Raw genomic sequence first — 14,367 nt, 5'->3', positions numbered from 1 at the left:
GCTCGTCTGAGCTTAACTCGCGGGTAACGAGCGCGCCAGCCCTCGTGTTTGTGATGTACGTCCCGAGCAGCTCGCGCCGCCCCTAATCTCTCAGTCATGGACGAAGAGTTGCGATCACTCACGGAGCGCTTACGGCAGGAGTCGGGGGCGTCGCCCGCCTTCGAGCGGCTCGTGGCGACCGACGACCTCGACGCCCTGGCCGCGGTGCTGACCGAACCCGGGCAGCCCTTGTGGGCGCGGGAGCTGGCCGCCTTCCGGCTGGGACTCGCCGGGGACCGGCGGGCCTTCGAGTCCCTGGTGCTGCTGCTCAACCACCGTGACCCGCCGCGCTGCGCCTCCGCCGCCTACGCCCTCGCCCGCCTCGGCGACCCGCGCACCGCCCGCGCGGCCGCCGCCCTCGCCACCAACGAACTGCGCGTCGCCTACGCCCTGCACCCCGTCCGGCTCCTGGTCGACCTGCGCGCCCCGGAGGCCGTGCCCGCCCTGATCACCACCCTTCAGCGACGGCTGCGCCCGCACGACCCGTACCGCCGCGTGGCCCTAGCCTGCGTGGAAGGGCTCGGCGCGCTGGGTGACGCCCGGGCCAGACCCGTGCTGAACGAGGCTCTCGCGCATCCGGTGCTGGCGGAGGCGGCGGTGCGGGCGCTGGGGCGGATTCCGAAACAGAGGTGAGTCAGCGGGGGCGGGTGAGCTCAGCGGGGGAGTGCGCGTGCGTACCGCACCTCCGGGACAACGACACCGTCCACCTCGAAGGGCTCCTCGGCGCCGTCCGCCTCGAAGCCGGCCCGTTCGTAGAAGCGGCGGGCCCGGCCGTTCTCCTTGAGGACCCACAGGAGCAGACGGCCGTGGCCCGCGGCGGCGCAGCGCGCGACGGACTCCGCGAGCAGGGCCTGCCCCGCGCCCTGTCCCAGGTGTTCCGGATGGACGTAGATCGCGTACAATTCGGCGTGAGCGGTGACGACTTCGCCGTCCCGGTACGGCCCGTGGCATGCCCAGCCCACGACCTCGCCGCCGGTGTCCTCGGCGACCAGGTTCACCACGCTGCCGTCGGCTTGGGCCAGATGTCCGCGACGGCGCTCGGCGTCCTCCGCGACGCTGAGCCCGTCCAGGTACGACCGCGGCATCAGCCCCCGGTACGCGCTCTGCCAGCCGCGGATGCGGATCTCCGCGACGCGGTCGCAGTCGGCGAGCGTCATCTCCCGTATCCGAAGCGCCCTTGTCGAGGGGTTCCGAAGCACCCTCGTCGAAGGGTTCACTCCGCCACCACCACCGCGAACGCCTCGACCTCCAACAGGAATTCAGGTCGGACCAGCCCTGCGACCCGCACCGCCGACGCCGCGGGCAGCCGGTCGTCGGGTATGTGCTCGGCACGGGCTGCTCGGATCGCGGGCATGTGGGCCATGTCCGTGACGAAGTAGGTGAGTTTGACGACGTGGTCGAAGGTCGCCCCGGCGGCGGCCAGGCAGCGCCGGAGGTTCTCGAAGACCTGACGGGCCTGCGCCGCCGGGTCGCCCTCTCCGACCGGCCGGCCCTGCTCGTCGAGGGGGAGCTGTCCCGCGATCGCCACGAAACGGCCGGTGCCCATGACGACGTGGCTGTACTGGGCCGCGGCGGCGACCCCGTCCGGCGCGGGAATTCTGGTCAGCTCACTCATGGATCCCATGGTGGACCACGGCACCGACCCGTGCGTTCAGAAGGTGCGTTCCGCCGCGTTCACGCGTGGGGTCGCCTCCAACGCGGCGCGCAGCTCGTCGGCCGGGAGCGGCGCGGCGGGTGACTGGAGCATGTGCTCGACCGGCACGTCGGGGTCGGCCAGGTAGATGCGGGTGTAGGCGCCGGACTCCGGTTCGAAGCGCCGGCTTTCGCCCAGCGTTCCGGCGTCGACGGTGTCGCAGCCGAGCCGGTCGATCAGCGCCGCTGCCCGAGCCTTCGCGTCGGGATCGTCGCCGGCGACGGGCAGGGCGCTGCCGTCCGCGGCCCCGGCGGCCGGGCGAGTTGCGGGATGTGGTGGGCCAGGATGTTGTTGAACGCCTTGACCAGCAGGGCGCCGGGCAGCAGCCGTTGGGCCAGTTCGGTCGTGGTCACCTCCTCGGAGTCGAGTTCGGCGATCCGGCCGTCGCGGGAGGGGTCGTAGTTGCCGGTGTCCAGCACGGTCCGGCCCCGCAGCAGGTCGGCGGGCAGAGAGCGGTACGCGGTCAGCGGGCGCTGAGCAGGGTCTGCTCCCCGGCGCGGGCGGCCTGCTCGACGGTGCCCGCCGTGGCTCGCGGCCCCAGCTCCTCGACCAGGCCCGTCACCATTTCCGTCCCCCCGGCAATACGGAGGTGGCCTCCGTATTGTCGGGGGGACGGATCCGGCGAGTGGGAGGGGCGGCCCGGGTCGCCCGGCGGCTCAGGCGGACGCCAGCTTCCGGATGCGCGGGTGGTTCTCCAAGGCCCACCGCACGGTCTTCGGTGGGCGCCCGAGCAGGGTTTCCAGCTGGTCGGTGACGCCGCGGTACCCCCCGCCGCCCATCAGCCGGGTCAGGGTCTTCAGGTGCTCCGCGATGTGCGGATACGCGGACATGGCGGTGTCCACGTAGATCTCGTTCCAGGTTTCGACGTCTTCGGGAACGTAGACGACCGGGCGTCCCAGCGCGGCCGCGTAGTCCTCCGCGAACCCGTGCATGTCCTTCAGTTCCGGGCCGGTCAGATCGTAGGACTTCGCGATGTGCGGCTCCGGGTCGGTCAGGATCTTCACGCACAGTTCAGCCACGTCGTAACCCGCGATGGGCGCGAGCCGGTGGTGGCCGAAGGGCAGGCGCAGTTCACCGTTGCTCAGCGGCTCCAGCGCCAGCCAGGTCAGGAGGGGATTCTCGACGAACATGGCCGCCCGCACATGGACCGCCGGGAGGCCGGACCATTCCAGCACCTGCTCGGCGACCCAGTGGGCCCGTTGCTGCGGCGACCACTGCGTGACGAGTCCACCGAGCCATGAACGCCGCTCCTCCTCCGGCGCTGTCATCTTCTCGAACGTCATGAAGGACTGCTCGTACTCGGAGATGTTGACGAAGACCTCGATGTCGCCCTGGGCCCGCGCCGCCGCTGCCATCAGGCTGACGGCGTCGGTGTAGTACGGCGACAGGCTCATGCTGAAGTAGATGCGGCGCACGCCCTGCAGCGCGGCGGTCACGTCGGCGATGTCGAGCAGGTCGCCGACGAAGACCTCGGCCCCTGCCTGGCGGAGCGCGTGGGCGCGTTCGTCGTCCTGGCGCACGAACGCGCGCACCGGCTGCCCTTGGTCGAGCAGCATGTCGACCATCGTTCGGCTCACACCACCGATCTCGCCGGCGGCACCGGTGATCAGGATGGGGTTGCGTTCTGGCATCGAGGTGTCCTCTGTCTGGTGGGGGTGGGTCATCGGGGCGCCGGGCCGTCGATGCGGGTGAGGAAGTCGAGGAGTGCGGCGTGGACCTCGGCGGGACGCTCCTGCTGCGTCCAGTGCCCGCAGCCCGGCAGTACCACCGGACCGTGCAGTCGAGGCGCCACGGCGGTCAGCGGGTCGGCCGATCCGCCCTGGCCACGGAACATCTCGCTCAGCGAACTGCCCCCGTCCGGGCCGCGCAGTGAGGTGACCATGTCGCGGTCTCCCACCACGTACAGGGCGGGGACGTCGATCCCCCGCCCCCGGAAAGGCGCGAGCAGTGCGTTGTTGCGTTCGAGGTTCCGGTACGAGTTGAAGGCTCCGGTGAATCAGGGCGATCACGTCGCCGACGAGGTGGAGCAGGGTGTACGACGTGACGTCCGGCGGCTGCTCGCTGCGGGCGTAACCGCGCTGGTCGGGGGCGACGACCCGGTATCCGGCCGCCGCCGGCGCCCCGAACCGGTGACGCCAGGAGTACCAGCTCTCCGGCCAGCCGTGCAGCAGCAGGACCAGCGGCCCCTGCCCCTGCTCGGCGATGTGCAGTCTGACCCCGTTCACGTCGACGAAGAGGTGGGTGAGCGGACTCTCCACGAGGAGCTCCCTGCGAGGGACGGGGCGGTGCGGGCTAGTGCTTCAGCTGGGCGTACAGGGCTTCCAGGTCCGCGGACAGCTGCGACTTGACCCACCGGGTGGTGTCGTCGGCCAGCACCTCGTGCGCCCCTGCCTCGATGCCGTCGAGCGCGGCCACGGCGACGCCGCGGGGGTCGGCCTTGGGCGCGTCGATGCCCGACGTCATGTCGGTGTTCACGTAGGCGACATGGAGCCCGGTCACCGCGATGCCGCGCGGCTGCAACTCCAGACGCAGAGAGTTGGTCTGCGACCACAGGGCGGCCTTGGAGGCGCTGTAGGGCGTGCCGTCGGCCAGCCAGGACAGGGCGGAGTGGACGTTGAGGATGTGACCCCCGCCCCTGCGCTCGATGACCGGCGCGAAGGCCCGGGTGACCAGCAGCGGCCCGTAGAAGTTGGTCTCCAGGTCCCGGCGTACGTCGTCCATCGGGGAGTCGAGGTACGAGGCACCGACGGAGGCGCCGGCGTTGTTGATCAGGATGGTGACGTCCTGCGCCTGCTCGGCGGCGGCTGCCACGGATGCCGGGTCGGTGACGTCGAGCGCCAGCGGAACGGCACCGGGGTGCGTCACCGAGCGCCGGTCGCGGGCGGTGGCGTAGATCTTGCCGGCGCCGCGTGCGTACAGCTCCTCGACCAGCATCTTGCCGATACCCCGGCTGCCTCCGGTGACGAGGACGTTGGCGCCTTTGATCGCTGTCACGACTACCTCCAGAACGCGGGAAACCGATCGGTTTCACCACAGTAAACCGATCGGTTTCGTCCTGCAAGTCGTGTCAGGTCGCCCGTGGCGGTCTGCGGCCCCTCTTATCGGGCCGGGACCACGGGCAGGACGATGCGGGACGGCCGGGCGGGGTCGTGGAACACCCGCTGCCGGGCCGCTCGGGCCGTGGTCGCGCTCTCCTCCGGCTCACCCGTGTTGAGGTTGCGGTCCCAGCGCGGGAAGTTGCTGGAGGTGACCTGGACCCGTATCCGGTGCCCCGTCCGGAAGACGATGCTGGTCGACCACAGGTCCACGACGTGCTCGGCCGCCTCGCCCGGTGTCGCCGCGCGTACGCGCACGATGCCGTCGGCCACATTGCGGGAGACGCCGTTCTCGTCGACGTCGCACAGGCGTGCCACCCAGTCGGTCGAGGGCCCGTCCGTGGCGGCGAAGAGCACCGCCCGGACCCGGCCGGTCACCTCGACGTCCTCGGTGAGCGGTTCGGTGGTGAAGACCAGGACGTCCTCGCGCGCCTCCACGGCCGTCTGGTCGAGTGGCCCGGGGCGGAAGTCGTCGGACATGTAGATCGCGCCGCCGGTGGTCGGCACCGGATTCATGGGGTCGTAGGTGAACTCCTCCGGCTGCTCGGCGGTGGACGGCGGCTCCGGGGTCAGGCGGCCGTCGGCGCGCAGGTGGAAGTCGGTGTCCACCGCCCGCGATAGCGGCCATTCCGTCTCCACGCGCCACTGGTTGATCCCCATGACGAACAGCAGGACGTTGCCCGTGTCCGGCTCCAGAGGCTCACCCTCGCCGAGGGTGCGCCGGAACCAGTCGAACTGCATGTCGTGCACGCGTCCGCGCATGCCCATGTACTCGGAGTGCGCGGCGAATCCGAAGTTGACGTCACCGACCACGTGCTGCCAGTTGGTGTGGGTCCACGGGCCCATGACCAGCGTGGCGGACCGGCCGGCGCGGCGCATGGCGGTGAAGTTGTCGAGCGTGCCCTGGCTGAAGATGTCGTACCAGCCGCCGAGCTGGAAGGTGGGCAGGTCGACCTCGTCGTGCCGGCCCGCGACGCGGCAGGACCGCGCCCAGTCGGGCTCGCGCCGGGAACGCTCGTAGCCGAGCTCGGGCAGGTCGTGCCGGGCGAACGCCGGGAACCGCCCGGCGGGCAGCTCCGCGTAACCGCCGCTCGCCAGGCCGTCCAGATCCCGCACGAGCCCGGTGATGCCGCTGACGAGCCCGTCGAGGTCGGTGCGGTGACGGCGCATCAGGGTGTCGGCCCCCTGCATGAGAGACCAGGAAGCGGTCATGCCGAGCTCGATCGCGCCGCCGCGCGTCCACAGGCCGTCGTCCGGATCCGACCACGTGATCAACGGGGCGATCGCCTGCAGCTCCGGCGGCTTCGACAGCGCCGCCATCCACTGGGTGTTGCCGAAGTAGCTGCCGCCGATCATGCCGACGGAGCCGTTGGAGCCGGGCAGGGCGGCGGCCCACCGCACGGTGTCGTAACCGTCGCTCTCCTCGTACGTCCACGGCTCCCATTCCCCGTCGGAGGCGAACCGTCCACGGGTGTCCTGTATGACGACGATGAAGCCGCGCCTGGCCGCCGCCAGAGGATCGAGTACGACGCCCATCAGGGGCGTCTGCTTGCCGTACGGCAGCCGGCTCAGCAGCACCGGCCACGGTCCCGTGTCGCCGGGCCGGTAGACATCGGCGCGCAGCACCGTGCCGTCACGCATCTGGGCCGGAACATTGCACTCGATCTGAATCTCCGCCATGTACTGCTCCCTTGTGTGCCGTGACGTCGGCCGGTCACGCCACCGCGTTCAACAGGTCGGCCGGTGTGGATTCGGCGGCAGGCAGAAGTTCCGGGACCAGTCCTTCTCCCCGTGGACGGGCGATGCCGCGCACCAGCTCCCGGGGTCATTGAGAAACCGACCGGCACCTTACGGTAAACCGATCGGTTTTCATGTGCAAGAGGGTGACGAGGGGCCAAGGTCTACGAGTGGTGCGTCAGCGCATGTCTGCCGCATCGAGCAGGGTGGTCACGGTGGGTGCGACGAGCCCGGTCAGCCTGTCGGCTCCGATCCCCGCGCGGGCGCTGGCGCCGTCGAACACCAGGCTGAGCTGCCGGGCCAGCAGGTCGGGATCGCCCGCCCCGCCCTGTTCGGCCTCGGAGCGGAAGAACTCCGTCAGGTTCGCCTTGATCCGGTGGGCCACTCGGCTCGCGGGGTGGTTCTGATTCTTCAGCTCGATCTGCACGGCCAGGTACGGGCAGCCCCGGAACTCGGGCGCCCCCGACTGCGACTCCACCTGCTCGAAGACGTGCAGGATCCGCTCGCGGGGTGACCGGCCGTCGTCCGCCGCGGGCAGGAGGGTCGCCACGAAGGCGGAGGCCCGCTCCTCCAGGCTCACTGCCAGCAGTTCGTCCTTGCTCTCGAACAGCTGGTACAGGGAGCGCTTCGACACCCCCGCCGCCTTGCACAGCGCCTCGACGCCGATGCCGACACCGTCCCGGTAGGTGAGCGTGGCCGCCGCCTCCAGCAGCCGCTCTCTGGTACTTGCCTTCACCTCGGTGGTCATACTGCGAGGTTAACCCGATGTGGAGGAAATGAAAACCGATCGGTTTTCGGGGGTCGGTCTCCGCTACGCCGGGACGGCGGTCTTCTCGGGCTCGGTCTCGACCGGGATACGGTGCAGCCCCTTGCGGTCGTACCAAGCGGTCACGCCGAAACCGAACAGCACGGCCACCGCGAGGCCGGCGCCCATCATCACCCAGCCCCGGGTCAGGCCCGCGTCGGCCTGGGCGTCGTAGTAGAGGATCGAGCCGAGGCCGCCGGTGATCTGCCGCAGCGGCTCGAACTCCGCGAGGAAGCGGTAGAAGCCGGGGAGCGCCTCGAAGGGCGCGGTGGCGCCGGCCGTCGGCACCGCCATCCCGGTGAAGACCAGCGTGACCACCAGCGTGCCGGGCGTGCCGAAGACGGCGAGGAGGGCGAGCGCGCCGATCCCGCAGACCGCGATGGCGCACACCGAGTACAGCCACAGCAGCGGCAGATGGGCGGCGTCCATCCCCGTGATGCCGATCGCGCCCGCCATGACCAGGGTTCCCATCAGCAAGGACAGACCGATCATCACCGTGCTGCCGATGGCGAGGGTCTGCACCCGGGTCGCCCGGATCAGCGGGCGGTGCAGGCGCAACGGGCCCATGTCGTTGTGGGTGTAGCCGAGGCGGCGTGGTTCACCTGGCCGCTGATGACATTGTGCGGACAGCATGCCGCAGACCACCAGGGCAAGCGCGTAGTAGAACGCCGTCAGACCCAGGCCGCTGTGCGAGTCGAGTGGATGCCCGTCCCTGACCGTGACGGCGGCCGGGTCGGCGAGCAGGACTCGCGCCGCGCCGGGCAGCTTCGCCTGCCCGGCCGCGTTCCGCGCGGTGAGTTCCCTGCCCACCTGGAGCGAGGCGCTCTCGGCCGCCTCCGTCGTCGCCGCCCGGGCCAGGCTGGAGCCCATGCTGCCGGCGGACTGGTTGGTCAGTACCGTCAGTGTCGGGCGGGACGGGGTCCCGGTCCCGGTCCCGGTGGTCGTCGTGCTGGTCAGTTCGGTGGTCGAGGAGGTGAAGCCGGCGGGGACGACGAGCGCGCCGTACCGCTTGCCCTCGCCGAGTTCCTCCTTCGCCCCCTTCTCGTCCATCACCTTCCAGCCGATCCGGTCCCCGCTCACGGGGGACTTGATGATCGACTCGGTGATCCGCGCTCCCAGGTTGATGTGCTCGCCCCCGGCAGCGGCCCCTTTGTCGGCGTTGACCAGCCCGACGGGCAGCTTCTTCACGTGGTCGACCGGATCGATGTCGGCACCGACGTAGAGCACGGCGAACAGCAGCGCGAGTACGCCCGTGATGACGCGTTGGCGATCCACAGAGGTTTGGCGCGCAGGACGCGGAAGGGGTGCAGGCCACTCATGGCTTACTCCGGCAGATCAGGGCGTTCGCTTCGCCGGAGGCTGCCAGCCGCCGGTGACTTCCTTGACGGGCTTGTGGGGGAAGCGGCGCTGGGCGTATTCCTGCGCGTGTGAGCCCGGCAGGACGTGGAGGGTCTCCTTCTTGTTCTGGAGCGGTCGCAGGACGGTGTCCATGAAGGTCTTGCGGTCGTCCAGATAGGGGCCCAGGACGTCCTCGCCGCCGGGGCAGACGGCCAGGCAGTAGCCGGACTTGTAGCCGGGGGGTGAGCTCAGGCTCTGCCACATGGAGGCGCTCTCGGAGTCGGTGACGCGGGAGCGGTAGTCGGCGGCGTCCTCGCTGTCGGCCACGGTCTGCGCCCGTCGGTGAACCCGCTCATGAACTCCCGGTAGTTGTGCGTGGTGCAGGCCAGCGCGTCGAACGCCCCGTCCTTGCTGATGGCGCCGATCGGGCAGGCGGCGACGCACAGCTTGCAGTCGATGCAGGGGTTGTAGTCCAGCGCCTGCCCGTACTCGCTCACCTCCGCGTCCACCAGGACGGTCGCCAGCAGGATGAAGCTGCCGAACTTCGGGTGGATGACGTTGCGGTGCAGGCCCATCACGCCGAGGCCCGCGGCCACCGCGACGGTCTTGTGCGCCACCACCCAGATCCGCTCGCTGGGGAAGCGGTCCATTTCCTGGGGGAAGCCGACCGACGGATTGAGCGCGCGGTAGCCGGCGTCCTGCAGTGCCTGGGTGACGCTGCGGGCGGCGTGGTTGGCCTGCTCGTCGGTCTGGTGGAACTCCTGGTTGGCCACGCTGCGGGCGGGGGAGCGGCAGTTGTCGCGGTTCATCCGGAACGCCATCGCGATCAGGGTGCGGGTGCCGGGCAGCGCGGACTGTGCGTGCTCGCGCTCACCGGCCAGGTCGGGGTGGTCCAGGCTGACCGCGGCGGCGTCGTCCGCGCCGGCCGCCAGGCACAGTTCGCGCAGCCAGGCCGCGTCGATCACCGCCGGCGGGCTCGCGACGTCACCCGCCGCGCGCCGGGCGAGCACGGCCCGCACCGACGGATGTGCGGCCAGTTTTGCCGGGATCCTGAGATCCGCCGACTGCCCCTCGGCGCCGCGCGCGGTTGTCATCCGTCACTCCCTGGTAGAGAAACCGGTCGGTTTCGGTTCACTGTAAACCGATCGGTTTCCCGTGTGCAAGGCCAAGAGGGGGCGTGAGGCTGCAGGGCTGCGGCGGAAACCTGTACTGGCTGGAGCGGTCAGAGTCACCTGACCTGACCACCTCCTAGAGGATCCGGCGTGCGAGTCCGGGTGTTTCGGCAGGCGACCATCTTTGGATGCGCTCGACCGCTCCTAAATGAGCGAGAGTTGAGTCGGCCCGGACACCGGCGGCTCCTCGGTCGGCTCCGGGGGCCGGATCCGGCGCGGCATCTGCGCGCGTGTGGGCCCGATGCCGTACTCCTCGGCCAGTTCGTGCACCTGACGGGTGATCCGGCGCTGGTACCACTTCGGGGCGTAGGAGCCCTCCGCGTAGAGCCGCTGGTAGCGCGCCACCAGGTGCGGATGGTGCTGCTCCAGCCAGGCCATGAACCATTCGCGGGCGCCGGGCCGCAGATGCAGCACCAGCGGTGTGACGGACGTGGCGCCGGAGGCCGCTATCGCCCGTACCGTGGCCCGGAGTTGGGCCGGCTGGTCGCTGAGGAACGGGATCACCGGCGCCATCAGCACACCGCAGCCGATGCCGTGCTCGCCGAAGGTCCGTACGACCTCCAGGCGCCGCTCCGGCGCGGGCGTGCCCGGTTCGACGGTGCGCCACAGCTCCTGGTCGGTGAAGCCGACCGAGACGGAGATGCCCACGTCGGTCACCTCCGCGGCCTGCTTGATCAGGTCCAGGTCGCGCAGGATGAGGGTGCCCTTCGTCAGGATCGAGAAGGGGTTCGCGTGATCGCGCAGGGCCGAGATGATGCCCGGCATCAGCTGGTAGCGGCCCTCGGCGCGCTGGTAGCAGTCCACGTTCGTGCCCATCGCGATGTGCTCGCCCTGCCAGCGGCGGGAACCGAGCTGGCGGCGCAGCAGCTCCGGCGCGTTGATCTTGACCACGATCTGGGAGTCGAAGCCCAGGCCCGTGTCGAGGTCGAGATAGCTGTGCGTCTTGCGCGCGAAGCAGTACACACACGCGTGTGAGCAGCCGCGATAGGGATTGACCGTCCACTGGAACGACATCCGGGAGACCGCCGGCACCCGGTTGATGATCGAGCGGGCCCGGATCTCGTGGAAGGTGATCCCGCGGAACTCCGGCGTGTCGAAGGTACGGGTGGTCACGGCGTCCACGCCGAACAGCGCGGCATCGGCCCTGCTGTGTTCGGAGTCCTCGGTGAGGTTGTCCCAGCGCATGACGCCTCCTCGGTAGCACTGCCCACAGAATAGAACACACGTTCCCTTGATCGTGCGAGGGTGTTTTCCGAACGTGTTCGACCGGGTTGGGCGACCCCGATTTGGGTGGCCGGGCAGCGGGGTGGTTGGCTTGCCTCCAACCCCCGAGAACCCATGTCCTGGAGGAAAGCGATGGCGCAGGTCGAGGCCACTACGGAGCGGATCGTCGCGGCGGACGCGGAGACGGTGTTCGACGCCCTCGCCGACTACAGCGGCACGCGCGCGAAGCTGCTGCCCGAGCAGTTCAGCGAGTACGAGGTCCGCGAGGGCGGTGACGGCGAGGGCACCCTCGTCCACTGGAAGCTCCAGGCCACCAGCAAGCGCGTGCGCGACTGCCTCCTGGAGGTCAGCGAGCCCACCGACGGCGAGCTGGTGGAGAAGGACCGCAACTCCTCCATGGTCACCACCTGGCGCGTCACCCCGGCCGGCGACGGCAAGTCCCGGGTCGTCGTGACCACCACCTGGACCGGCGCCGGCGGCATCGGCGGCTTCTTCGAGAAGACCTTCGCCCCCAAGGGCCTCGGCCGGATCTACGACGCGCTGCTCGCCCGGCTCGCCGCCGAGGTCGAGAAGTAGCCTCCCTCAAACCGGGAATTTCCAGGGGCCGTTGCGCCCCTCACCGGTTCGGGTGATCTCCATTCGGCTCCGACTTGTGCCGTAACTCGTCGCGCTTGCTCGTAGTTGTCGCTTTTACGCGGGAATTGTGCGGCAGCGCGACGAGGGGAGCGGTAGGTGGGCGGGATCACTCTGGCGCAGGACGAACCGGCGGTGGCACCTCCCGAACCCCCGGCCCCACCACAGGCCCCGGCCGCCGAACTGAGCCCGCGCAGGGTGCGGTTGGTCTTCGTCGCCCTCATGCTGGCCCTGCTCCTCGCTGCCCTGGAGCAGATGATTGTCGCCACGGCGCTCCCGAAGATCGTCGGTGAGCTGCACGGCCTGGACCGGATGTCCTGGGCGATCACCGCCTACCTGCTCACCGCGACCGTCGGACTGCCGATCTACGGCAAGCTGGGCGACCTGCTCGGCCGCAAGGGCGTCTTCCAGTTCGCGATCGTCGTCTTCGTCGCCGGCTCCGCGCTCGCGGGCCGGGCGCAGACCATGGACCAGCTGATCGCCTTCCGGGCCCTCCAGGGCGTCGGCGCGGGCGGCCTCATGATCGGTGTCCAGGCGATCATCGCGGACATCGTGCCCGCCCGGCGGCGCGGCCGCTACATGGGCCTGATCGGCGCCGCCTTCGGACTCGCCTCCGTGGCCGGACCCCTGCTCGGCGGCTACTTCACCGACCACCTCTCCTGGCGCTGGTGCTTCTACGTCAACGTGCCCTTCGGCCTGGTCACGCTGGTCGTCGTCGCCGTCGCCCTGAAGCTCCCGAAACCGGTCGGCAAGGCCCGGCTCGACCTCCTCGGCGCGCTGTTGCTGACCGCCGCCTCCACCTGCCTGGTCCTGCTGACCAGTTGGGGCGGCACCGAGTACGCCTGGGACTCGCGCATGATCCTCGGTCTCGGCGCCGGAGCGGCCGTGGCGACCGTCCTCTTCCTCGTCACCGAGCACTTCACCGCCGAACCCCTCATGCCGCTGCGGTTGTTCAGGGACTCCGTCTTCAACGTCACCGGCCTGATCGGCCTGGTGACCGGGGCCGGGCTGTTCGGCGCCGCCAGCTATCTGCCGACCTGGCTGCAGATGGTCGACGGCGCCTCCGCCACCGAGTCGGGCCTGCTCATGCTGCCCATGATGGCCGGCATCGTCGGCGCCTCGATCATCGCCGGGCAGCTCATCAGCCACACCGGCCGCTACAAGTCCTACCCGATCCTCGGCGGCGCCCTCTCCGTCGCCGGCATGTGGCTGCTGTCCCGCCTTGACGCCGACACGCCCCGGCTGCACTACAGCATCTGGATGGCCGTCCTCGGCGCCGGCATCGGCATGGTGATGCCGGTGCTGATCCTCGCCGTGCAGAACTCCGTGCGCCCCGCCGACCTGGGCACCGCGACCAGCGCCAACAACTACTTCCGGCAGATCGGCGGCAGCGTCGGCGCCGCCGTCTTCGGCGCCCTCTTCGCCGACCGGCTCGCCGACGCCCTGGCCCGCGACCTGCCCAAGGGCGCGGGCGACCGGCTCCCCGACCCCGAGTCCATCACCCCGCAGCTCGTGCACGGCCTGCCCCCGGCGCTGCGCGACGGCTACATCGGGGCGTACGCCGACGCCATGCCGCGGATCTTCCTCCACCTGGTGCCGGTGCTCGTCCTCGGACTGGTCATCGCCCTCTTCCTCAAGGAGAAACCCCTGGTGTCCCACCACGTATCCGTCACTGACCCGGACACGGCGCCGGGGAGCACCCCGATCCCGCAGGCCCGCGCTTCCCACACCGCCGGGATCCCCGTCTGCGGCTCGGTGCAGCACCACGACGGGACCGTCGTGCCCCGCGCGGCGCTCACGCTCATCGACGCCACGGGACAGCAGACCGGGCGGGGCGCCAGCGGCGAGGACGGGCGCTACGCGCTGGCCACCCCGGGCCCCGGCGCGTACGTGCTGATCGCCGCCGCGGGCGGCCACCAGCCGCAGGCGGTCTCCGTGACCGTCGGCGAACGCCCCGTCGAACTGGACATCGTCCTGGGCGGTGCCGGGAACCTCGTCGGCRGCGTGGTCACCGCCGACGGCACACCCGTGCGGGACGCCGGCGTCACCCTCACCAACGCGCACGGCGAGGTCGTGGCCACCACCCGCAGCGGCCGCGAGGGCGGTTACGTCATCACCGATCTGGTCGCCGGCGAGTACACCCTCGCCGCCAGCGCCCCCGCGTTCCGCCCGGCCGCACTCCCCGTCACCGTCCAGGCCGCCCGCGAGACCCGCCGGGACATCGAACTGGCCGGCGGCGCGGTCCTGCGCGGCACCGTCCGGGCGGGCGGCGGCCGGCCCGTGGAGGACGCGCGCGTGACCCTGCTGGACGCCGCCGGGAACGTCGTCGACACGCTGACCACCGGCCCCGACGGCACGTTCCGGTTCGTCGACCTGTCCTCCGGCGAGTACACCGTCATCGCCGCCGGATACCCGCCCGTCGCCACCGTGCTCCAGGTGGCCGGGGGCGGCCGCACCGAGCGGGACCTCCAGCTGGGACACGAGGACTGAACCCGCACCGGCGCGCGGGGTCGTGCGCCGGTGCGCACCCCGCGCGAGGAATTCCCGCATTGCGCACATGGCAACCGGCGGTCGCCGTACGGTGGTGACGCCGGCACAGATCTTGCGGATCCGTGGGGAGAGAGGGCCTGG

The 14,367-nt window shown here is 70.7% G+C and carries 15 protein-coding genes and 1 pseudogene; 3 read left to right on the top strand and 13 right to left on the bottom strand.

The features are described from left to right. The first annotated feature begins 96 nt into the window (after window positions 1-96). Window positions 97-672, top strand: a complete 576-nt coding sequence (locus tag CA983_RS01230; protein ID WP_086598981.1) for an adenylosuccinate lyase — start codon at window positions 97-99, stop codon at window positions 670-672. Window positions 673-692: 20 nt separating this feature from the next. Here the strand turns inward: CA983_RS01230 and CA983_RS01225 are convergent, their stop codons facing one another. From CA983_RS01225 to CA983_RS01175, 13 genes and pseudogenes are all read right to left on the bottom strand, one after another. After that, the gene (locus tag CA983_RS01225; protein ID WP_086598980.1) at window positions 693-1,196 is read right to left on the bottom strand and encodes a GNAT family N-acetyltransferase; all 504 of its coding nucleotides are present in this window, start codon (window positions 1,194-1,196) and stop codon (window positions 693-695) included. A 56-nt stretch (window positions 1,197-1,252) separates the two neighbouring features. Next, window positions 1,253-1,654 (bottom strand): RidA family protein, encoded by a 402-nt coding sequence (locus tag CA983_RS01220; protein ID WP_086598979.1) that lies wholly within the window; start codon window positions 1,652-1,654, stop codon window positions 1,253-1,255. A gap of 254 nt (window positions 1,655-1,908) precedes the next feature. Then, the gene (locus tag CA983_RS47045) at window positions 1,909-2,151 is read right to left on the bottom strand and encodes an NAD(P)-binding domain-containing protein (protein ID WP_208636857.1); all 243 of its coding nucleotides are present in this window, start codon (window positions 2,149-2,151) and stop codon (window positions 1,909-1,911) included. A 237-nt stretch (window positions 2,152-2,388) separates the two neighbouring features. Then, window positions 2,389-3,363, bottom strand: coding sequence for an NmrA family NAD(P)-binding protein (locus CA983_RS01210; protein ID WP_208636856.1), 975 nt, complete (start codon window positions 3,361-3,363; stop codon window positions 2,389-2,391). 29 nt (window positions 3,364-3,392) lie between these two features. Then, window positions 3,393-3,629 (bottom strand): alpha/beta fold hydrolase, encoded by a 237-nt coding sequence (locus tag CA983_RS49345; protein WP_425276408.1) that lies wholly within the window; start codon window positions 3,627-3,629, stop codon window positions 3,393-3,395. A 94-nt stretch (window positions 3,630-3,723) separates the two neighbouring features. Beyond that, window positions 3,724-3,990, bottom strand: a pseudogene (locus CA983_RS49790) (alpha/beta fold hydrolase); the annotation flags it as partial. Between the two features lie 34 nt (window positions 3,991-4,024). Beyond that, complete coding sequence (locus tag CA983_RS01200; protein WP_086598978.1) at window positions 4,025-4,726, bottom strand: SDR family oxidoreductase; 702 nt, start codon at window positions 4,724-4,726, stop codon at window positions 4,025-4,027. A 104-nt stretch (window positions 4,727-4,830) separates the two neighbouring features. Beyond that, complete coding sequence (locus CA983_RS01195) at window positions 4,831-6,507, bottom strand: CocE/NonD family hydrolase (protein WP_086598977.1); 1,677 nt, start codon at window positions 6,505-6,507, stop codon at window positions 4,831-4,833. Between the two features lie 235 nt (window positions 6,508-6,742). Further along, complete coding sequence (locus tag CA983_RS01190) at window positions 6,743-7,312, bottom strand: TetR/AcrR family transcriptional regulator (protein ID WP_086598976.1); 570 nt, start codon at window positions 7,310-7,312, stop codon at window positions 6,743-6,745. 63 nt (window positions 7,313-7,375) lie between these two features. Beyond that, window positions 7,376-8,644: a DUF3533 domain-containing protein gene (locus tag CA983_RS01185; protein ID WP_244206552.1), complete on the bottom strand. Its 1,269-nt coding sequence runs from the start codon at window positions 8,642-8,644 to the stop codon at window positions 7,376-7,378. 60 nt (window positions 8,645-8,704) lie between these two features. After that, window positions 8,705-8,971, bottom strand: coding sequence for a hypothetical protein (locus tag CA983_RS47510; protein ID WP_244206550.1), 267 nt, complete (start codon window positions 8,969-8,971; stop codon window positions 8,705-8,707). Beyond that, on the bottom strand, window positions 8,956-9,801 hold the full coding sequence (locus CA983_RS47040; protein ID WP_244206549.1) for a 4Fe-4S binding protein: 846 nt from the start codon (window positions 9,799-9,801) through the stop codon (window positions 8,956-8,958). The genes CA983_RS47510 and CA983_RS47040 overlap by 16 nt, the downstream gene beginning before the upstream one ends. Before the next feature lie 222 nt (window positions 9,802-10,023). Next, window positions 10,024-11,064, bottom strand: a complete 1,041-nt coding sequence (locus CA983_RS01175; protein WP_086598975.1) for an Rv2578c family radical SAM protein — start codon at window positions 11,062-11,064, stop codon at window positions 10,024-10,026. Between the two features lie 171 nt (window positions 11,065-11,235). Between CA983_RS01175 and CA983_RS01170 the strand changes: the two genes are divergently transcribed. Both CA983_RS01170 and CA983_RS01165 read left to right on the top strand, forming a co-directional pair. After that, entirely contained in the window at window positions 11,236-11,679 is a 444-nt protein-coding gene (locus CA983_RS01170; RefSeq protein ID WP_020276619.1) for an SRPBCC family protein, read from the top strand. A gap of 156 nt (window positions 11,680-11,835) precedes the next feature. Continuing rightward, window positions 11,836-14,226 carry an MFS transporter gene (locus tag CA983_RS01165; RefSeq protein WP_086598974.1) on the top strand — a complete coding sequence of 797 codons (2,391 nt, stop codon included), beginning with the start codon at window positions 11,836-11,838 and terminating at the stop codon, window positions 14,224-14,226. Window positions 14,227-14,367 lie beyond the last annotated feature (141 nt).

Origin of the sequence: Streptomyces swartbergensis, assembly GCF_002148965.1 — a bacterium.
Classification (GTDB): domain Bacteria; phylum Actinomycetota; class Actinomycetes; order Streptomycetales; family Streptomycetaceae; genus Streptomyces; species Streptomyces swartbergensis.
This window is presented reverse-complemented; position numbering and strand designations above follow the sequence as displayed.